This window comes from Collinsella sp. CLA-JM-H32 (genome assembly GCF_040098165.1).
In the GTDB taxonomy this organism is placed as follows: domain Bacteria; phylum Actinomycetota; class Coriobacteriia; order Coriobacteriales; family Coriobacteriaceae; genus Collinsella.
Genome location: NZ_JBBNMZ010000003.1, coordinates 126255 through 147359, shown reverse-complemented (window position 1 = coordinate 147359; position 21105 = coordinate 126255). Strand labels below are relative to the sequence as shown.

General features: G+C 59.8%; 17 protein-coding genes. 2 read left to right on the top strand and 15 right to left on the bottom strand.

The annotated features are described in order from the left end of the window. Positions 1-74: 74 nt before the first annotated feature. The 8 genes from AAA021_RS02790 to AAA021_RS02755 all read right to left on the bottom strand — a co-directional run bounded on the left by AAA021_RS02790 (position 75) and on the right by AAA021_RS02755 (position 9120). The gene (locus AAA021_RS02790) at positions 75-845 is read right to left on the bottom strand and encodes a Cof-type HAD-IIB family hydrolase (RefSeq protein WP_349087874.1); all 771 of its coding nucleotides are present in this window, start codon (positions 843-845) and stop codon (positions 75-77) included. A gap of 6 nt (positions 846-851) precedes the next feature. Next, positions 852-2711, bottom strand: coding sequence for an ABC-F family ATP-binding cassette domain-containing protein (locus tag AAA021_RS02785; RefSeq protein ID WP_349087873.1), 1860 nt, complete (start codon positions 2709-2711; stop codon positions 852-854). 205 nt (positions 2712-2916) lie between these two features. Next, positions 2917-3789, bottom strand: coding sequence for a phosphate ABC transporter ATP-binding protein PstB (pstB, locus tag AAA021_RS02780; protein ID WP_349087872.1), 873 nt, complete (start codon positions 3787-3789; stop codon positions 2917-2919). Continuing rightward, positions 3786-4712, bottom strand: coding sequence for a phosphate ABC transporter permease PstA (gene pstA / locus AAA021_RS02775; protein ID WP_349087871.1), 927 nt, complete (start codon positions 4710-4712; stop codon positions 3786-3788). Before pstA ends, pstB begins: the two co-directional genes overlap by 4 nt. Then, complete coding sequence (gene pstC, locus AAA021_RS02770) at positions 4705-5613, bottom strand: phosphate ABC transporter permease subunit PstC (protein ID WP_117735562.1); 909 nt, start codon at positions 5611-5613, stop codon at positions 4705-4707. The genes pstA and pstC overlap by 8 nt, the downstream gene beginning before the upstream one ends. Positions 5614-5638: 25 nt before the next feature. Continuing rightward, positions 5639-6577, bottom strand: a complete 939-nt coding sequence (locus AAA021_RS02765; protein ID WP_349087870.1) for a phosphate ABC transporter substrate-binding protein — start codon at positions 6575-6577, stop codon at positions 5639-5641. A gap of 389 nt (positions 6578-6966) precedes the next feature. Beyond that, positions 6967-8403 carry a M20 family metallopeptidase gene (locus AAA021_RS02760; protein WP_349087867.1) on the bottom strand — a complete coding sequence of 479 codons (1437 nt, stop codon included), beginning with the start codon at positions 8401-8403 and terminating at the stop codon, positions 6967-6969. A gap of 54 nt (positions 8404-8457) precedes the next feature. After that, positions 8458-9120, bottom strand: coding sequence for an HAD hydrolase-like protein (locus tag AAA021_RS02755; RefSeq protein ID WP_229028384.1), 663 nt, complete (start codon positions 9118-9120; stop codon positions 8458-8460). Positions 9121-9276: 156 nt separating this feature from the next. Here AAA021_RS02755 and AAA021_RS02750 point away from each other — a divergent pair, with 156 nt between their 5' ends. Continuing rightward, positions 9277-10137 carry a DegV family protein gene (locus tag AAA021_RS02750; protein ID WP_349087865.1) on the top strand — a complete coding sequence of 287 codons (861 nt, stop codon included), beginning with the start codon at positions 9277-9279 and terminating at the stop codon, positions 10135-10137. A 167-nt stretch (positions 10138-10304) separates the two neighbouring features. Here AAA021_RS02750 and AAA021_RS02745 read toward each other — a convergent pair whose 3' ends face one another. The 3 genes from AAA021_RS02745 to AAA021_RS02735 all read right to left on the bottom strand — a co-directional run bounded on the left by AAA021_RS02745 (position 10305) and on the right by AAA021_RS02735 (position 13517). Next, positions 10305-11063, bottom strand: coding sequence for a TIGR00730 family Rossman fold protein (locus tag AAA021_RS02745; protein ID WP_349087863.1), 759 nt, complete (start codon positions 11061-11063; stop codon positions 10305-10307). Positions 11064-11196: 133 nt separating this feature from the next. Continuing rightward, on the bottom strand, positions 11197-12336 hold the full coding sequence (tgt, locus tag AAA021_RS02740) for a tRNA guanosine(34) transglycosylase Tgt (RefSeq protein WP_055285790.1): 1140 nt from the start codon (positions 12334-12336) through the stop codon (positions 11197-11199). A 380-nt stretch (positions 12337-12716) separates the two neighbouring features. Then, positions 12717-13517 (bottom strand): SDR family oxidoreductase, encoded by an 801-nt coding sequence (locus AAA021_RS02735; RefSeq protein ID WP_349087861.1) that lies wholly within the window; start codon positions 13515-13517, stop codon positions 12717-12719. 294 nt (positions 13518-13811) lie between these two features. Here AAA021_RS02735 and AAA021_RS02730 point away from each other — a divergent pair, with 294 nt between their 5' ends. Continuing rightward, on the top strand, positions 13812-15575 hold the full coding sequence (locus tag AAA021_RS02730) for a hypothetical protein (protein ID WP_349087859.1): 1764 nt from the start codon (positions 13812-13814) through the stop codon (positions 15573-15575). A 232-nt stretch (positions 15576-15807) separates the two neighbouring features. Here the strand turns inward: AAA021_RS02730 and queA are convergent, their stop codons facing one another. The 4 genes from queA to AAA021_RS02710 form a co-directional block, all read right to left on the bottom strand. Beyond that, a complete protein-coding gene (queA, locus tag AAA021_RS02725) occupies positions 15808-17019 on the bottom strand; it encodes a tRNA preQ1(34) S-adenosylmethionine ribosyltransferase-isomerase QueA (RefSeq protein WP_349087857.1) in 1212 nt (403 codons plus the stop codon). Between the two features lie 133 nt (positions 17020-17152). After that, complete coding sequence (gene argF, locus AAA021_RS02720) at positions 17153-18163, bottom strand: ornithine carbamoyltransferase (RefSeq protein ID WP_055285784.1); 1011 nt, start codon at positions 18161-18163, stop codon at positions 17153-17155. 32 nt (positions 18164-18195) lie between these two features. Then, the gene (locus AAA021_RS02715; RefSeq protein WP_349087855.1) at positions 18196-19440 is read right to left on the bottom strand and encodes an arginine deiminase; all 1245 of its coding nucleotides are present in this window, start codon (positions 19438-19440) and stop codon (positions 18196-18198) included. A 28-nt stretch (positions 19441-19468) separates the two neighbouring features. Further along, positions 19469-20911 (bottom strand): YfcC family protein, encoded by a 1443-nt coding sequence (locus AAA021_RS02710; RefSeq protein ID WP_349087853.1) that lies wholly within the window; start codon positions 20909-20911, stop codon positions 19469-19471. Positions 20912-21105: the final 194 nt, after the last annotated feature.

Genomic DNA, 21105 nt, shown 5'->3' with positions numbered 1-21105 from the left:
AAATGGGGACGCCCCGCAAGGAGTGTCCCCCAGCTGCCGGCAGAAAAGGAGCATCCCTAAGTGCCGAGCCGCAGTTATAACAGTCCAAAGTGCTTCGCGGCGTTGTAGATGCCATCGTCGTCCACGGCGGTCGTCACATAGGTCGCTGCAGCTTTCACCGTGTCCTGCGCGTTGCCCATGGCCACACTTGTGCCCACGGCGGCAAACATCGACAGGTCGTTCTCGCCGTCGCCAAAGGCAATCGCCTCGCTCGCGTCGATACCAAGCCGCTCGAGCGTCGCCGCCACGCCCAGGTCCTTGCCGCCGTTAGCGGGAATAATGTCGCAGAACAGGTCGCACCAGCGCGTGGTGAGCGAATGCGACACCGCATCGGTCACGGTATGCTCGTCGGCCGGGTCCACAAAGGCGCAAAACTGGTAGACCGGTGCGTCAAACGCGTGCTCAAACGGCTCCTCGTGGTAGACGATTCCCGCGTTGCTGCCGGCCGTCACCACGCGCTCGGACAGACGGTTCACAAACGAGTTCTCGCCCTGCATGCACAGCGAGTCGTAGCACCCCTGCGCCACCTGGTCCACAATCACCGCGACGTCGTCCGGATCGATCGGGCAGCTGCGATAAACGCCCTTGGCATCAAAACAGTGCTGGCCCGAAAGCGTAATGTACGCATCCCATCCCAAGTCGAGCAGCCAATCGGGCATCTGGTAGGTCGGACGGCCCGTGGCGATCACGCACGCGATCCCCTGCTCGTGAAAGCCGTCGAGCACCTGCTGCGCCGACGCCGGAATCCGGTGGGTCTTAAAGCTCAGCAGCGTGCCGTCGATATCGAAAAACGCGGCTTTGATCATCCTCGTCTACTCCTCGCCCTCGAGCTTTTCGCTCGCCTCGAGCCACGCCGTCTCCAGCTCGTCCATGGTGGCGTGAGCCTCGTCGATCTTTGCCTGCTGCTCGCCGAGCGCCGTGTAGTTTGTGGGATCGACCTGGGCCATCGCGGCCTCGGCCTCCTCCACGCGGGCGCGCTGCGTCTCCATCTTGCGCTCGAGCGAGCTCACCTCGCGGCGGAGCTTCTGACGCTCGGCGTTGGACAGGCCGTTGGACTGACCGCTCGACTTGGGCTTTTCGGCCGCAGCTGCCGCGGCACCGGTGTCGAACGCGCCGGTCTTGGCACTCGGTGCGCCCACGGGCTCGCCCTCGGCGGTAGCGTTGCACAGGCGCAGGTACTGGTCCACGCCGCCGGGCATATGCGTCAGGTGGCCGTCGAGCAGCGCCCACTGCTGGTCGGTCACGCGCTCCATCAAGAAGCGGTCGTGCGTCACCAGAATCAGCGTGCCGGGCCAGCCGTCGAGCAGGTCCTCGACAATCGCCAGCATGTCGGTATCCAGGTCGTTACCGGGCTCGTCCAGGATAAGCACGTTGGGTTCGTCCAGGATCGTCAGCAGCAGCGACAGGCGACGGCGCTGGCCGCCCGAAAGATCGCCAATACGGCTCCAGAGCTGCTGCGTCGTAAAGCCCAGACGCTCGCAGAGCTTCTCGGGCGAAGTCTCCTTGCCGTCGATGACGTAGTACTTCTTATAGTTGCTGAGCACCTCGCGGATCGTGTCGTCCATGTAGGGCTCGAGCTCCTCGAGCTGCTGCGACAGCACGCCAAAGCGCACCGTCTGGCCGATCTTTACACGGCCGCGCAGGGGCGCGATCTTGCCCTGAATCACGTCGAGCAGCGTCGACTTGCCGGCACCGTTCTCGCCCAAAAGACCATAGCGGTCGCCCGCTCCGATGAGCCAGGTCACGTCGGAGAGCACCTGCTTGGGCGCGCCGTCGGTATCGGCATAGCCGGCGTCCACGTCGACCACATCGATAACCTGCTTGCCCAGGCGGCTCACCGCCAGGCGCTTGAGCTCCAGCTCGTCACGCACGGGCGGCACGTCGGCGATCAGCTCGCGAGCAGCCTCAACGCGAAACTTGGGCTTGGTGGAACGCGCCTGGGCGCCGCGGCTCAGCCACGCGAGCTCCTTGCGTGCCATGTTGCGACGGCGCTCCTCGGTGACGGCGGCCATGCGGTCGCGCTCTACGCGCTGAAGGATATATGCGGAGTAGCCGCCCTCGAAGGGATCGACCTGGCCGTCGTGGACCTCCCACATGCTGGTGCAGACCTCGTCCAAGAACCAGCGGTCGTGCGTGACCACGAGCATGGCGCCCTGACCGCGCTGCCAGCGGGCCTTTAAGTGACGCGCGAGCCAGTTGATGGTGCGCATGTCCAGGTGATTGGTGGGCTCGTCGAGCATGAGCACGTCATAGTCGTCGATCAGCAGGCGCGCGAGGTCCACGCGACGGCGCTGGCCGCCCGAAAGCTCGCCCACCGTGCCCTCCCAGGGCACATCGCTAATAAGGCCAGCCAGAATCTGGCGCGTACGCGGACTCGACGCCCACTCATACTCGGGCGTGTCGCCCACGACGGCATGATGCACGGTGTCGGTATCGACCAAGTTGTCCTTTTGGCCGAGCAGACCGATCGTGGTGCCGCGACGGTGCGTCACGCGCCCGTCATCGGGCTCCAGCGTGCCGGCGAGCACGCTCAGCAGCGTCGACTTGCCGTCGCCGTTTTTGCCGACAATACCAATGCGGTCGCCCTCGCCCACGCCGAGCGTCACGCTATCGAAAATATGCTTGGTGGGAAACTCTAGGCTGACGGAATCGCATCCCAAAAGAATCGCCATATGCCCTGCTCCTTCGTAGAAATTCAACGTTGTCCATGATAGCAGCGAGCCCCACCCCAAACCACCACGAAGGCGCCTGTCCCCTTTGTGGCGGTCGTTTCGGTCGCAGAGCAAAAAGGCGGGCCATCTCCCACAAGAGATGACCCGCCTCTCCAATCAGTCCCGCGGCAACCGTGGCCGCCGCGGGCCTCAAGCATGTCCCGGACTAGGAGAACATGCCGGTGAGGTAATCATTCAGCCGCTTGTCCTTGGGCCGTTGGAAAATCTCGTCAGTCTCGTCGTATTCGACCATATCGCCCATGTAGAAGAACGCCGTGCGGTTGGACACACGCGATGCCTGCTCCATGTTGTGCGTCACGATGACGATGGCGCGCTCGGCCACAATCGACGACATGAGGTCCTCGATCGCCAGCGTCGAGATGGGATCGAGCGCCGAGCAGGGCTCGTCGAACAGAATCACGTCGGGGTTGAGCGCCAGCGTGCGCGCGATGCACAGGCGCTGCTGCTGACCACCCGAAAGCGCATAGGCGCTCTTGTCGAGCTTGTCCTTGACCTCGTCCCACAGCGCCGCGCCGCGCAGACTCTCCTCGACCATGCGGTCGAGCTCGTCGCGGTCAGTGATACCGTGGCGCTTGGGCGCAAACGTGATGTTGTCGCGAATGGACTTGCGAAAAGGGTTGGGCTGCTGAAACACCATGCCAATGGAGCGGCGCAGCTCGTAGGTGTTTTCGGTCTTGGTGTTCACGTTGCGCCCGCGGTAGTTGATCTCGCCTTCCACGCGGCAGCCGCGAATCTCGCGATTCATGAGGTTGAGGCTACGCAAGAAGGTCGACTTACCGCAGCCCGAAGGCCCAATGAGCGCCGTGATCTCGCCCTTGTGGAAGTCGAGCGACGTATTGTGCAGCGCATGGTGGTCGCCATAGTACACGTTGACGTCCTTGGTGGAGAGCACGACCTCGTCGCTCACGGCCTTGCCGCTCACGCGCACGCGCTTCTCGTTCTCCCCCACGCTCGACAGGAAGTCCTGGGTCTCGGACGATGCCGCTTCGGTTGCGGGCGTTACATTCATCTCGCTCATTCGGCCGTCATCTTCCTTGCCAGTTGCTTGCCCACAATGCGGGCGATTACGTTAAACAGCAGCACGCAAATCATCAGCAGCGCCGCGGTGCCCCAAACAATCTGCTGGGCCTCGGGGCCGCCTTCGCCATAGATCTTGTAGATGTGCACGGCGAGCGACTCGCCAGGGCGGAACACGTTCCAGGCGCAGGTGGGGCTCGACAGGTTAAAGCTCAAGAAGTTCAGGCGAACCGGCGAGCTCATGCCCGAGGTAAAGAGCAGTGCCGCGGCCTCGCCAAACACACGGCCGGCCGAAAGCACGATGCCGGTCACGATGGCGGGCATGGCCTCGGGGATTAGGATATGCAGCGTGGCCTCCCAACGGGTGAGGCCCATGGCCAGGCACGCATCGCGCTGGGCCTGCGGTACGTCCTCGAGCGCCTGCTGAATCACGCGTACCAGGATGGGGATATTGAACATGGTGAGCGCGACGGCGCCGGAGATGATGGAGTACTTCCAGCCCAGCTGCACCGAGAACACCAGAAAGCCGAACATGCCGACGACGATCGAAGGCAGCGAGGACAGCGTCTCGATGGCGGTGGAAGCGATGTCGCGGATAGGGCCGTTCGGCGCGTACTCAACCAGGAAGACCGCTCCGCCCAGGCTGATGGGTACCGAGATGACCAGAGTGATCAGCAACAGATAGAACGAGTCGAACAGCTGGTAGAGCACGCCGCCCTGGGTTCCGTTGGCGCGCGCGGGCTGCGTGAGAAATCCCGGCTGGAACAGCGTCGAGATGCCCTCGAACAGGATATAGGCCACCATGGAGACGACGATGAGCATGACGATGGCAACGATCGCCGTCAGCACGCCCGTGGCAATGCGGTCCTGCTTTTGGACACGCCCGAGTCTCGCCTCGTCGATATGGATGCGCGTGCTAGCCACGAGCCTTCGCCCCCTTGCGGCCAATGAGATGGATGATCAGGATGAAGATGAGGCTCATGCCCATCAACAGCAGGCCGAGCGCCCACAGAACATCGTCCTGGGCCGAACCCTCGGCATAGACCGCCATGGACGTGGTGAGCGTGGTGGTGATGGTCGAGGCCGGCGACAGCAGCGACGTCGGCATGGCCTCGATGCCGCCGATAACCATGCGTACGGCGAGCGTTTCGCCAAAGGCGCGGGTCATGCCAAGGATGACCGCGGTCATGAGCGACGGCATTGCGGACTTGAGCACCACGTGCCAGATGGTCTGCCAGCGGGTGTAGCCCAGCGCGAGCGAGCCCTGACGGTAGCTATCGGGCACGGCACGCAGGCCATCGACCGAAAGCGTGGTCATGGTCGGCAGGATCATGACGGCCAGCACGATGGCGCCGGGCAAGATGCCCAGACCCGTGCTCACGTGGAAAACGCTCTTCATAAGGCCGACGACCACGTGAAAGCCAATCAGTCCAAAGACGACCGAGGGAATGCCGGTCAAAAGCTCAATAAGCGGCTGAAAGACCTTGGAACCAAATTTGGGTTGGATCTCGACCGCAAAGATGGCGGAGCCGATGGCGATGGGCAGCGCGATGAGCGTGGAGAGCACCATGACCGCAAACGAGGTGACAATCAGGGGCAGGGCGCCGGTGTAAGGCAGACCGTTTTCGGCTGTGTTAGCCAGGTCCCACTTGGTACCAGTGAAGAACTCGACGACCGAAACGCCATCCTTAACAAAAGCCGAGAGGCCCTTTTGGGCGACCATGAAGATAAGCGCGGCAACAACAAGCGTCACGAGCGCTACGCACGCGCCCGTGACGCCCAGGCCCACGTTCTCAAGGTCGCGCTTTGGCAGCTGTTTTGCCATTGCAAACCTTTCCGGGGGCGATTACCTATTTAGCGGAGACCTTACCGCTGGCGTCCTTGACGACCTTCATGGCAGAGACGGGGATGAAGCCCTGCTCCTCGACAAGCTTGCCCTGGACGTCGTCGGAAAGCATAAAGTCCAGGAAGGCCTTGGTGGCCTCGTCTGCGTCCTTGGCGCAGTACATGTGCTCGGTAGCCCAGATCTTGAAGGAGTCGTCGGTGACGTTCTTGCTCTTGGGCTCCACGCCCTCGACCTTGATGGCGTTGAACTTGGAGTCGTCGAAGTGCGAGAAGTCGAGGTAGGAGATGGCGTTGTCGGTGCTGCCCATCTGAGTCTGGACGTCGCCGGACTTGTCGAGTTCGGCGTCGCCCTTAAAGTCGACAGCCTCGTCGCCAAAGACGGCAGCCTCGAAGGTGGCGCGAGTACCGGAGCCGGCCTTGCGGTTGAGGACGACGATCTTGGCGTCGTCGCCGCCGACCTCCTTCCAGTTGGTGATCTGGCCGGAGAAGATGCCCTTGAGCTGCTCGAGGGACAGGTCGTCGACCGTCACGTTCTTGGAGACGACGGGGCCCATGCCCACGACGGCAACCTCGTGGTCGACGAGCTTCTTGACCTGGTCGGCCTCGAGTTTGGTCTCGGCGAAGACGTCGGAGTTGCCGATGGTGACGGTGCCGGCGGCAACAGCGGTCAGGCCCTTGCCCGAACCGTTACCCGAGCCGGAGACGGAGACGTCCGGGTTGGCATCCATGAACTTCTCGGCAGCGGCCTCGACGAGAGCCTGGAACGAGGAGGCGCCGTCGTAGGTCACCTCGCCGGAGACGGACTCGGCAGCAGCGGCGCTACCCTTGTCGGCGGCGTCGGATGCGCCGGAGCCGCCGCAACCAACGAGACCGAGACCGACGATGCTGGCAAGACCACCAGCGAGGCCGAGGAACTGACGACGAGAATAAGCCTGATCGAGCATGATCTTCCTTTCATACATGCGACTCGCGGGCACCCCGCCCGCTTTGCTGTTTGGAAAGATACGGCCTCGAGCGGGCGACGACCGCCTTATCTGCGGTTTCTTACGGGCTATTGATAGACCATTACCGCAAGCTCTGCCCAGCCTTTACAAACGGATAACAATCCAGCGCCGAACATGGCGCACCTTTTACACCAAAGGAACGTCCCCAATGACTACCCCACCGCAGCAGAAAAAGCCCGGGCCGAAGCACCGGGCTCGTAATGCAAGTTTGTATCCAAGCAGGATATAGGGGTTTCCCAGGTGCCCGAGATTGCCCCGAAAGAGGAGCGCCGCGTACTTTGGTACGCAAGCGACGGTTTGAGGGGCAAGGTCGGGTGCCTGGGGAAGCCCTACAGCTCAAGTTCGTTGAGGCGCAGGATGGCCACGATGTAAATCTTGAGCGCCTGCTTGAGCTGGTCCTCGTTGGCGCACTCGTTGGGACCGTGCATCTGGCCGCCCCACTCGGGCAGCTCCAGGCCGGTCTCCTCGGGGCCAAACGAGACGGCGCGGGCAAAGTTGCGCGCGTACGTGCCGCCGCCCATAGCAAAGGGCTCAGCATGCTTGCCCGTAAACTCGTTATAGGTATCAATAAGCGCCTTCACGGCCGGATCGTCGGCAGACACCGAGAACGGCACCTTAGCGCGACCCAGCTGACACGTCACGCCAAAACGGCCCACGAGCGGGTCGAGCTGCTCGCGGATGGTATCGGCACTCGTGCTGTCGGGGAAGCGCACGTCGATGACCTGCTCAATATGGCCATCCGCCACGCGGATGACGCCAGCGTTGCAGGTAAGCGGGCCAAACGCCGGACTCGTCGCATCGATACCCAGGCCGCGGCCATAGGCATCCGCATGCACAAAGGCCAGGAACTTGACGAACTCATGCTCGGCAGGCGTCAGCAGGCGCTCGTCGCGTGCACCAAACGCGTCCTCGGCCTCGCGCAGATACGACACGATCAGGCCGACGGCATTGATCGTTCCCTCGGGCATCGAAGCATGGCCACCGATACCGTGGGCGAAAATCTGCGCATGGCCATTATCAAGTGCCGTGATCTCCAGACGATCGGCGTTCTCGACCGGCGCAGGCAGCTCATCGGCGGCAATCGCGAGCTCGCAGATGGACTGCGACGGAATGGCATTGCTCGCCTCGGAGCCGCTCCACGACACGATGCGCCCGCCGTCGATCTTGGGGCTCACGAACGTCGCCCCAAACTGGCCCTTCTCGGCATTGCAGACCGGGAACTCGGCATCGGGCGTAAACAAAAAGTCGGGGTCTGCGTGATTTTCCAGATAATGGTGAACGTCGGACATGCCCACTTCCTCATCGCAGCCCAGCAGCGCGCGGAAGGTGTAGCGCGGAACAATGCCGTGCTTGAGCAAGTAGGCGCCGGCGTAGAGTGACAATACCGCCGGGCCCTTGTCGTCAATCACGCCGCGACCGAGCAGCCAGCCCTCGCGGCGCTCCATGGTGAACGGGTCGGTGTTCCAGCCAGGGCCGGCGGGAACCACGTCCACGTGGCAGATAGTCGCGAGCTGTTTGTCGCCGCGGCCCGGGATATCGGCGATTCCCACATAGCCCTCGTCGTCGCTCGTCTGATAGCCGAGCTTCTGCGCGATGCCGAGCGCGCAATCGAGCGCGTCACGGACCGGGCGGCCAAACGGCGCGCCGGGCTCCGCATCGGCAGAAACTGCCACGGACGGATAACTCACCAGCTGCTCGATATCGGCGACGACATCCTCCCAGACCTCGTCGACATACTCGGCAACGCTCTGCTCCACCTGATTCATGGACGACCTCCTTACCAATGAGCGGCGAGCGTGCCCGCCCCTCACATCAAATACTTATATAGCGAAAAGTTTAGCAAGCTCGGCCACCGAGTGCACCACTGCATCGGCACCCGCCGCCTCGTGCTCGCCCGGCGCCGCCGCGCCCGAATAGATACCAATGCACGGCACGCTCATCGCGTGCGCGCCCTCGACGTCGTTAAAGCGATCGCCGATCATCACGGCATCGCCCGCGGCCGCACCCAAGGCCGCCAACGCGTCGCGGACCGAATCGGCCTTGGTCTCGCGCCCCTGCGGCGGATTCATGCCAACCACCGCCTCAAACTGAGAAAGTCCCAGCTCTCCCACCATGTCAACGCACTTTGCCTCCATGCGCGACGTCGCCACGGCCAAGCGCTTGCCCTGGGCGACCAACCCATCCAGCAGCTCGGGGATCCCGTCAAACACGGGATACTCCTCCGGTCCCAGCTCGTCAAAAAAGGCGCGGTACTCGTCGGCCACCACAAGCGACTCCTCGCGGGAGAAGCCATAAAAGTCGTGAAAACTCTTCCACAGGGGCGGCCCGATCATGCGACGCAGGTCACCCATCTGCGCCTCCGAAAACCCGCGTGCAGCCAGCGTCTTGCGCGTCGAGGTCATCACCGCCCGACCCGTATCGGCCACCGTGCCATCAAAATCAAACAGCACGACCGGCCGCTTGCATATCTCCAGCGCCTCCATCGGCATCCCTCTTCCCCAGTTGACGATTTCCACACCGACACTTCAAACTGTTGACTATTCAACAATTGAACCTAGAAATGTGGAACGACTCCACTATACTTGTCGCACTTTGCTCTCAGAAGGCGGCGCCGTCGCGCCCCAACGAAAGGTGCAATTATGTCTTTTGCCATCATAACCGACTCCACGTCGGACATCTCCCCCGCCCGCGCCCAAGAGCTCGGCATTTACGTGATTCCGCTGCATGTGATTATCGAGGGCGAGGACCTGCTCGACCAGGTGCAGATTACCGCCCAAGAGTACGTCGCCCGCATGGCCGGCTCCGAGCAGCTGCCGCACACCTCGCAGCCGAGTGCCGGCGAGTTCAAGGAACTCTTTGACCGCGTGCGCGCCGACGGCCACGATAGCGCCATCTTTATCTCGCTGTGCAGCGAGTGGTCCGCCTGCTATGCCAACGCCAGCCTGACGGCCGAAACGCACGAGCTCGACGTGCGCTGCATCGACTCGCGCACTGGCTCGGGCGCCGAGGGCCTGCTGGTGGAGTACGCGCTGGCCATGCGCGAGGACGGCCGCAGCCTGGACGAGACCGAGGCGCAGATCCGCGCGACGCTGCCCGACGCCCACCTGCTGCTGATTCCCCGCACGCTCGAGAATCTCGTTAAGAACGGCCGCGCGCCCAAGCTCGCCGGCCAGCTCACGCAAATGCTCAACATTCGCCTGGCCGTTTCGCCGGAGTGGAAATCGGGCGAGATCAAGGCCATAAAAAAGGGCCGCGGTGCCAAGCGCATCGTTACCAGCACCATGGCCGATTGCCTCGCATTTTTGGCCGAGTATCCGGGCTCCAGCGTGCGCGTGCTCACGACCGGCGCCGCCGAGGAGCAGGAGCTTGTCAACGAGGCACTCGCGGGTCAGGATTACGTAGACGCCGGCACCGGCCCCATCGGCTGCACCATCGCCACCCACGTAGGCGTCGACGCCATCGCCATCAGCTACTGCCCCTGCTACCAACCCGCCAATTAGGGCTACCCATACCACTTGCGGTGGAATAGGGACTGTTTTTGGCTTATCAGCCGCAAATCAATCCCTATTCCACCACAACTTAGAAGCAGTTCATTTGGGACGGGGCTAAAAAGACTGGTATCAAACGTTTCAGACCAGTCTTTTTAGCCCATCCCATTTTACCTACTCTACATCAGCCCGCTCAGGGCAATGTCGACGGCCTCGTTGAGGTCGTCGGTGATGTGCACGAGCTCGGGATCGAGCGGGCTGATCATACCGGCGTCCAGCACCGGACCGTTAAGCCAGTCGAATAGGCCCTGCCAGTACTCGCTGCCTACCAGCACAAGCGGCATGCGCTTGACCTTGTGCGTTTGCACCAGCGTGAGCACCTCGAACATCTCGTCGAGCGTGCCAAAGCCGCCGGGAAACACGATGGCGCCCGAGCTGTATTTGACGAACATGGTCTTGCGCACAAAGAAGTAACGAAAATCCATGCCGAGGTTCACGTATTTGTTGAGCCCGTGTTCGTGCGGAAGCTCGATACCCAAGCCGACCGACTTGCCGTTCACGCTCGCCGCTCCCCTGTTGGCCGCCTCCATGACGCCGGGGCCACCGCCGGTGATAACCGCCACGCCGCGTTGGGCGATTTTGCGACCGACCGTGCGAGCCGCCTTGTAGAGCGGATCTGTCTTGGGCGTGCGGGCACTGCCGAAGATGGTCACCGCAGGACCAAGCTCGGCAAGCGCGCCAAAGCCATCGACGAACTCTGCCTGAATGCGCAGCACGCGCCAGGGGTCGGTGTGCAACCAGTCGGTCGAGTCCTCGGGTGCCAGCAGGTTGGCGTAGGTGTTGTCCTTGGGAATCATGGGGCCGCGCATGACCACGGGACCGCGCCGGTACGTCTCGTCGTAAGCCGGCTCGCCCTCGACGTTCTCATTCTTAATCATGGGCACTCCTATCGAAAATAGAAACGGGCGGGGTCGACGCCATGCGTCAAACACCCGCCCGAACATCAACTATTCGGTATGGTACCCACGATGCATCAAGTGCTTGCAAGGCATCGGTCAGCGGTCGCGGCTCTTAGTAATCCACCGCCGCAGGACTGTTCATCCAGTCGCTCACAAACGCGCCGTAGCGGCCCTCGATAATGGCCTGACGGGCACGCTGCATAAGGTTGAGCAGGTAGTAAATGTTGTGCATCGACAGCAGAATACCGCCGAGCATCTCCTTCTGCGTGACCATGTGACGGATGAGCGCACGGCTGTAGCCGCCCGTGCACACCGGGCAGGTGCAGGTGGGGTCGATAGGGCCGTCGTCGTGCGCAAAGCGCGCGTTGCGGAAGTTAAGGCGACCTTCACTGGAGAACGCCGTACCCATGCGGCCGGTGCGCGTCGGCAGCACGCAGTCGAACATGTCGATGCCCACGCCAACGCCGCGCACGAGCGTGGTAGGGTTGCCGACGCCCATGAGGTAGCGCGGCTTGTGCTTAGGCATGTACTCGGAAACCAGCGGCGCCAGCGTCTCGAACATGGTCTCGTGGTCTTCGCCCACCGAATAGCCGCCGATGCCGTAACCCGGGAAGTCGCCGCACTCCTCCAGATGGCGCAGCGAGCGCAGGCGCAGGTCCAGGTGCATGCCGCCTTGGACGATGCCAAAGAGCGCCTGGTCATCGCGGGTATGCGCCTTATAGCAGCGCTCGGCCCACATACTCGACAGCTCAACGGCGCGCTCGACGTAGGCGCGCGTGGCGGGATAGCCCGGGCACTGGTCGAGCTGCATGCAGATATCGGAGCCGAGCTTCATGGCGATTTCCATGTTGTCCTCGGGCGTCCAGAACACGTGGCGGCCGTCGTAATCGTTGACGATAAAGCGCACGCCCTCGTCGGTGAGCTTGACGGCGTCGTTGTGGCTGAACACCTGGAAGCCGCCCGAGTCGGTAAGAATGGGGCCGTGCCAGTTCATAAACTTGTGCAGGCCGCCCAGCTCGGCAATGGTGTCCTCGCCGGGACGCATGGACAGGTGATAGGTGTTGGCAAGCACGATCTGGGCACCGAGCTGTTTGACGGTCTCGGTAGGAATACCCTTGACGTTTGCCTTGGTGCCCACGGGCATAAAGATCGGCGTCTCGATATCGCCGTGCGGGGTGTGCAGTACGCCGGCACGCGCGTGCGTCGTCGGGTCCTCGGCGATCAGGTCGAATTTAAAAAGGCTCTGGTCCATAAACTGGAACTCCTTGGTTGCGGTTCATACGCAAACCATTATACGGGCAACCCGCAAGGAGCACCGACTCGACAGAAACTGGTGCAAAGGAAACCTGCCCCCCTGCACCAATGCACCAGGATAAAAATGATCCGTTTTCCTCCGTCCCCAACGGATCATTTCCGACGGCGAAAACCCGCCAGATCGAGCAAGGTGCCTTCAAGCAAAATGGCGCCGCAGGTTGAGCATAAGTCAGCGAGCGGGCCGCATTTGAGACAAGGTGACGTGAAACGAAAGGGCGCTGACCTTCTGGTCGCGCCCTTGAAGTTGAACGTCAGATTGTCCAAATGCGGCCCGCGCAGCGTCGAGCCGTTACGCGGTTTGGTAAAACCGCGTAACCCCTAAGGACGCTGGCCCATGCCACCCTCGAGGGTGACGGTATCACCGTTCATGTACTTAAAGTCGGGACCGCAGAGCTGAACGACAACGCGGCCGATTTCCTTCTCGACGTCGCCGTAGTGACCCGCCGGCGGCATGTGGACGTTGTCCTTGAACGCCTCGGGATAGGCATCTTGGAAGTTCTCGAGCGCAGCGGTCCAAGCAAGCGGGCAAACGATATTGACGTTGATGCCGTCCTTGCCCCACTCGTTGGCGGCAACGCGGGTCAGGCCGCGGATGCCCTCCTTGGCGGCAGCATAGCTGCACTGGCCATAGTTGCCAAACAGGCCGGCGCCCGAGGCAAAGTTGACCACGGAGCCCTTGGTCTCCTTCAGGTGCGGATAGGCCTTCTGCATGTACAGATAGGTAGCATACAGACCGGAGTAAATGGCCAGGTTAAACTGGTCCATGGTGTGATCGGCGATGGTCACGCCCGAGGCGCTGGCCTGAGCATTGTTGACGACGGCGTCGATGCGGCCGAACTCCTCAATGGCCTTGTCGATGACGTTCTGGACGACGGCCTCGTTGTCCTGGCCAGCCGAGACATCGGCCTGAACAGGCAGAACCTTGACGCCGTACTCGGCCTCGAGGGATTCCTTGGCAGCCTCGAGCTTGGCGACGTTGCGGCCGGTGATGACGAGGTTCGCGCCCTCCTTGGCAAATGCGATATCGATGCCGTAGCCGATGGAACCAGCGGAGCCGTCCTTAAGCGTGGCCTTGCCGCCGCCGGTGACGATCACGGTCTTACCAGTGAAAAGTCCCATACAAAGTCCTTTCAAATCGCGACGGGCACGCCCGCCGACTGCGCGTATCCAACTTCACGCGCCAAAAGCTGAGATGCAACTTTAGCGTGTTCAAGCGAAAATAAAAGACCGCGGTAGGCGAACGGCACCACGTCGTTCGGCGAAGGGATTGTCAAGTACAAACTGGATAAAACGGCCGAGTTATTGTTATCAAATCGAGCCATCGAACACGTTTTGAAACTTTGCTGCGGCGCGTGGGATGTCGGCGCGAAACTTTATCATAGGGTGACAAACAACGATGAGGAGCACATGCCTATGACAGACGAGCTGGACCCCCAGACTCAACAGCATATTGATGATTCCGCAGACGTCATCGCAGATACTGACGTTGTAACCTGCGATGGTATCGACATCGACGACCCCATCTTGGACGAAAGCACTACGGCGGAAACCCCTGCCGCAGAAAACGCCGATGAGCAAAACGACGATGCGCCCGCTCAGGACGACGCCCCTGTACAGGACGACGTCCCGCAAGCAGCGGGCCCCATCGAGGTCTCTTCGGAAGAAGAGCTCGATGCCGTCATGGACTCCATGATGGATGCTGTCAAAGCGATGAAAGACGCCGTGGCCGATGCCGATATTGATGCCGAAGAAGAGGAGGCCGCCGAGGCGGCCTCGACCTTTGTGCCCGGCGAGACTCCGGTTGCCGACCAAGGCAGTACCATGCCCTCGTTTCTGCAGCTCGAACATCCCACGATTGGCGCCGATGCGGTCGATCCGCACGCAGCAGGCTTTTCTGTGATCGAGGGCGGTACCGGCAATATCGCCGTGCCGCAGGCTGCCGATGCGGACGCTGCCGGCACCGCTCGCCCGACCGTCCCCCACTCCCCCGCCGCGAGTCGCGATCTGGGGACCGCTATCTCGAACACCGCGAACGCCGTGGGCACCTTTATCGCCCAGGGCGCCTCGGCCATGCGCGAGATGAACGCCGCGAAAAAGGCACTTGCCGATGCCCGCGCCCATCTGACCGAACTTGAGCAGCGCATTGCCGATCAGGCCGAGGAACTCGAGACGCGCCAGGATATCGGAGGCCGCTACGACCAGATCGTCGCCGACCAGCGTCAGGCGATCGCCACAGCGCAAAAGACCGCTGCGGCAGCCGAGATTGACCGTGATGCCCACGCCGCCAAAGCGACAGAGCTCAAGGGTCAGTTCGAACAAATGAAGACAGAGGATGACGCGACTGAGCTCTGCCTGAAGGCTGCGCTCGATGCCGTGGAGGCCCGCGAGGCGAGCTCTCGCGATACCGGCAACCGCCTCGTTCGACGTCTTGAGGATTCCAAGCGTATCCGCGACAAGGTGAAGGCCGAGCGAGACGCCGGCATTGCGGCCGCACAACAAACCGTCGACGCCACGCGCGCCCAGCTCGAGACGCTGCGTCATGAGTATGCCGAGCTGCAACGCAATCCCTCGGCAAATCCCGCCAACTATACGGTGCGCACCAGCGAGCTCTCGATGCAGATCTCCGACACGGCAGATGCCCTGCGTAAAGCCGAAGAAGATGTCCCGCGCATCACCGCCGACCTTGAGCACTCACTTGCCGCAGCCGAGCAGGCCGTCGAGCAGGCGCAAGCCCCCATCGCCGACGCCAAGCGAGCCCATCAGGCCGTGACGGCAGAGGCCGATGCCGCGCGCGACGAGCTGCAGACCGCAAAATCCGCCGCTGCAACGCGTCAGCGCGAACTGCGCGAGAAGATCGCCGCCGAGGACAAGACACGCCGCGACCAAGAGCAGAGCATCGCCAACGCCCAAGCAGATGCCGCACATGCGCAGTCGATCATCGAACAGGCGACCGAAGTACACGACCACCCAGAGATTACTGAGTCGCTTGCAGGATCCTTGGCCCGAGACAAAGCCGAACACGCCGAGACCGAGCGAGAGGTTACCCAGCTCGAAGCCACCGAGGACGCGGTGCGCGAGCGTACCCGCGACTCACGCATCAAATTCACCGGCGCCATCGTCTGCATCGTCGCCGCAATCCTGGTGATCATCGCAATCTGGCTGTTCGCAAGCAAGTAGTCGTTTAAGAACGTCCCCAACGACTATAAGAACGTCCCCAACGACTACTTTTCGCCAGCAACGCAAACGCCGATGTTATGGCAGAGTCAGCGAGCGGGTCGCATTTGAGACAAGGTGACGTGAAACGAAAGGGCGCTGACCTTCTGGTCGCGCCCTTGAAGTTGAACGTCAGATTGTCCAAATGCGGCCCGCGCAGCGTCGGCCGGTTACGGCGTTTGTAAAACGCCGTAACCTACTGAATGAGCATCGCGTCGCCGAAGCTGAAGAAGCGGTAACGTTCTTCGATAGCAGCAGCGTAGGCATCCATGATCTGGTCGCGGGTGGCAAGTGCGCTCACGAGCATCATGAGCGTGGAGCGCGGCACGTGGAAGTTCGTGATCAGCGCGTCTACCACGTGATAGGTCGAGCCGGGCATGAGGTAGAGCTGCGTCGTGGCGTTCTCGCGCACCACGATGTCACCGCGGCCAAGCGTGTCGGCTCCGTCCTCGCGGCCTTCAAAATAGCGCGCCGTCACGGCCGGATCGAACACCGGGGCTTCTGCGTCAAACGCGCTCTCGAGCGAGCGCACCGCGGTAGTGCCGACGGCGATCACACGATGACCCTCGGCTTTCGCCTTATGCACGGCGTCGACAACTTCCTGCGACACGTGGTAGCGCTCGGTGTGCATGACGTGCTGCGTGGGGTCGTCCTCCTCCACCAAGCGGAAGGTATCGATGCCCACCTCGAGCTCGACGGCGGCAAACTTCGCACCCTTGGCCTCGATAGCGGCCATGAGCTCGGAAGTAAAGTGCAGACCCGCCGTGGGAGCTGCAGCCGAGTGTTCCTCTTTCATGGCGTAGACGGTCTGGTACTTCTCGGGATCGCCCTCGTAATCGGTAATGTAGGGCGGCAGCGGCACGTGGCCGGCAGCATGGATGGCCTCGTCGAGCGTGCGCGGCTCGCCGGCGGCATTGCAACCGGCCGGCTCAAAACGCACCAGGCGGCCGCCGCGGCTATCGGTGACAAAGTCGATGACCTCGGCCGTCAGCACCACGGGAGCCCCCTCGGGCGCATGGGCGCCGCCCGCACGATACTCAATCTGAGCACCGGGCTTCAGGCGCTTACCCGGCTTGACCAGGCACTCCCAAACGTGGCCCAGCGGGTCAACATCTTCGCGGCGCTTGAGCAGCAGCGTCTCGACCACGCCGCCCGAGCCCTCCTTGCGACCGATCAGGCGGGCCGGCATCACGCGCGTCTTGTTGATGACGAGCACATCGCCAGGCTCGATATAGTCGATGATGTCGCGGAAGATGCGGTGCTCAACGGTACCGCCGTGCTCCAGCGGCGTTCCCGCCTGGGAGCCCTTGCGATCCACCACCAGCAGGCGGCAGGAGTCGCGCGGCTCGGCAGGAGCTTGGGCAATCAGTTCCTCGGGAAGGTTGTAGTCAAAATCATCGGTACGCATCTTTGCCTCTTTCACAAAGCGCGTCAGTCGAAAAAATCGACTGACGCGCGCATCATTCTCCCCTGTATCCTATCAGCTTGTTGAGAGAAATATAGTATGGGAACAGATTTGCGACTGTTTTCTCAACGCCCCGCTACTTAAGCGTTGCGTACATCACCGCCTTAATCGTATGCATGCGATTCTCCGCTTCTTGGAAAACACGAGACTTATCGGACTCAAAAACCTCGTCCGTGACTTCCATTTCGGTAACTCCAAACTTCTCAGCAATTTCGGCACCAACAGTAGTATTAGTATCGTGGAAGCTCGGAAGGCAGTGGAGGAAAATCGCCTCGGGCTTTGCCATAGACATCACCTCAGCGGTCACACGATACGGCGACATGAGCTTAATGCGGCTTTCCCACAGCTCTGCGGGCTGACCCATGCCAACCCAAACATCCGTGTAAATTACATCGGCATCACGAGCGCCTTCCTCAATATCCTCTGTAATGGTAATCGTCGATCCATGCTCGGCCGCAATACGACTACATTCTGCAAGGAGTTCAGGATCATAGGATGTAGCCCCCTCCGAATTTCCCCCGATTGGGCCGCAAGAACAGTAGTTAATGCCGAGCTTAGCGCAAATGACCATGAGCGAATCAGCGACGTTTCCGGCCGCCTTACCAAAAAATGTAAGTTTCCTGCCCTTAATCTCTCCAAACTCTTCACGCATGGTCAGAATATCGGCAAGCACTTGAGTCGGGTGAAATTCAGTAGTCAGCCCATTCCAAACGGGAACCCCAGCTTTTGCAGCAAGCTCCTCAACCTTCGCCTGTTCAAAGCCGCGGTATTCAATTCCGTCATACATGCGGCCAAGGACGCGAGCCGTGTCCTCAATCGACTCCTTTTTGCCCATCTGAGACGAGCCCGGATCCAAATAAGTTACACCCATGCCAAGGTCAAGTGCACCAACTTCGAAGGCGCAGCGAGTACGCGTGGAAGTCTTCTCAAATAGCAAAACAATATTCTTGCCTTCAAGGTATTTATGCGGAACACCGGCACGCTTCATGCTTTTGAAGTTAGCAGAAAGCTCAAGCAGATACTCAATCTCTTCCGTCGTGTAATCAAGCAGCTTCAGAAAACTGCGCCCAGCGATATTAACACCCATATTCGCCATCTCCCATCACAGTGGATTTGCAACTAAATATCTTCGCGCCAGAAGGGCATGCTCATGCAGCGCGGGCCACCACGACCGCGGGACAGTTCCTCGGAGGGAACGACCAAAAGTTCCAAACCGTTCTTGTAGAGCTCATCATTTGTGACAACATTGCGCTCGTAAACACAGACTTTACCAGGAGCAACGGCAAGAGTGTTCGACCCGTCGTTCCACTGCTCGCGAGATGCCTCAACCATATCGCCGGCACCGCACTCAATAAGCTGCACCTTCTCCACGCCAGTAGCCATTTCAAGAATATGTTCAAGCGTGTCATCAATCTCTTGAACAGCGATCATTCCCTCAGAGTCACCACGAGTCAGACGATAAACACGAAGGGTCTCAAAAATACCGGGATAAACTGTGAACTTATCGAAATCCACCATGGTGCAAACGGTGTCAAGATGCATGTAAGCATAGCCGTTGGGGATTTTAATAGCGTAAACGGTATCGATCTCAGAATTCCCAGATCCCCAGAACAAATTCTTTGCAAGCTCCTCAATCGCAGCCGCCTCAGTTCGCTGGCTAATTCCAATAGCCAAGGTATGAGCGTTAATGTTAAGCACATCACCGCCCTCGATATGCCAGGGATTCTTATGGTCGTACCAAATCGGAGTCCCTGCATAATCGGGATGGTATTTGAAAATCGCTTCGTAGAAGGGCACTTCACGATCTCGCTGTTTCCAATACATATGGTGAAGCAGAACGCCTTTGCCCACGGAAGCAAGAGGATCGCGAGAGAAATATGAACTCGGAAGAGGCTTCAACACCAAATCATCGGGCTTCGCATCCTCATTATCCATCATACTAAGCGTAGTCGAAACGCGAGGCAGCTCAAGGTCACGATAACGATACCCCCCCATAGCCTCAAGTACAAACTGATACGAATCTGAAATAGCGTCGAGCTTTTCACGAACAGCCTGCTCAAGCATAGGATTGACAATCCCGCTCTCAGCCATAAATGTATCGGTAAACTCAGCGCGAGCCGAGGGGCATGCATCCAGCGCTTCAGCAACGAGTTTCTCCATATAGAGAACCTCAACACCTTCGCTCCTCAGAAGATCCGCAAAGGCATCATGCTCCTTTTGGGCCACATCAAGATAGAAACAGTCGTGAATCCAGACATCATCGAACTCTTCTGCCTTTACGTTCACAAGGTCACGACCGGGGCGGTGAAGCACAACTTTCTTGAGCTTACCAATCTCGCTGTGTACATTCAGTCCTTTAGACATTCCTGTTACTCCATTTCAGCCATGAAACCTACAGGGCAATAAGTCCCGAGATTGCTACAAATACGATATTGATGAGCGACACGACCAAGAAGAATTTCCAAACGGTCTTCCACCACTGGCCAAGCTTGATCTTGCACACGCCCAAACCCGCGACAAGAATGGCGCTAGTAGGACAGATCAAAGACATCGTCGCGCTACCCATGGAGAGAGCCCACACGGCGGCCTCGGGATTAAGGCCCATGAGTTCGGTCAAAGGTCCAAAAATGGGAGCGGTCAGTGCTGCAAGGCCAGATGAGCTGGGAACCAGAATCGCCAGGAGGTTCTCAACCGCATAAAGAAGCGTAGTAAAGAGAACCGCCGGGATGCCGCCCAGACCAGTGGCGAGCGCATTGAGGATGGTATCGATGATCATGCCGTCAGAGGCAATGACAAGGATGCCACGCGCAAGTCCAACGACAATTGCCGAGAAAGCAAAGTCAGCGATACCCGCAACAAATTCCTGAGCGATGACGTCCTGACTAAAGCCCGCAATAACACCAGCCAACAGGCCCATGGCCAAAAAGACCGCAGAAATCTCGTTCATATACCAGCCCTGGGTCACAAGTCCCCAGATGATAAGGCACATACCAGCGATAAATACCGCAAGCACGCCTTTTTGACGACCCGTAAATTCCGCGTCAAGGGCAGATTCATCGGCAGCGAACTCGACTTTCTTGGCGATATCATCCTCAAATGTGATCGATGACTCAGGGTTCTTCTTTACCCTTCGTGCATAGAGGACAACCCAAGTAATTGCAACGGCAGTCAAAACAACCCAGGCAATCATACGCAGCCACAGCTGGGGGTTGCCCTGAATACCAAGAATACCTTGCGCAATGAGAACATTAAACGGATTAATCGTTGAGGCGATGTAACCCGTGCGCGCTCCAACGAACACGACCATGAACGCCGTCATCGAGTCGAAGCCCATAGCCATCATAATTGGCATGAAGATCGCAAAGAACGGGAGAGTTTCTTCCGCCATGCCAAAGCTCGTTCCGCCCAATGCAAAGAGAACCATCGCAATAGGAATAATTAGAATGTCTTTGTTCTTAAAGCGGCGAACGACACGACCCATTCCGCTCGTGATAGCGCCCGTTTTAGTAATAACCTGAAACGAACCGCCCACAATCAAGATGAATGCAACGACCTCAATTGCCTCTTGTATACCGCGCGTTGGAGCCTGAAGAACATCGAAGACACCTTGTCTGAGATCTACTTCATCCCCGGTTTCCTCGTCAATATATGTCTTTTCACTCTGCTCATACGTACCTGCGACAGTGACTTCACGACCGTTCACCTCCTGACGCTGATAGGACCCAGAGGGAACAATCCACGTGAGAACAGCGAAGATGACCATAAGTGCAAAGATGATCGCATATACGTGCGGGACCTTGAACTGCTTGATGCCTTTCGAACTTTCCTCTGCCATATCTCCTCCTTCATTCCTTTTCCCATCTATCCAGCTGGCACCATAAATGTATGAGGTTGCTCAGCGGTGGTCGGCCAACCATCGCCATCGTGTCGCTTTTCACCTATGAACGGCAGCTAAAGTGACGTTATTAATCAATCTGATATTTAAAATTGATGTTATTTATCAATTACATACGTCTTTTAACTTTTCCG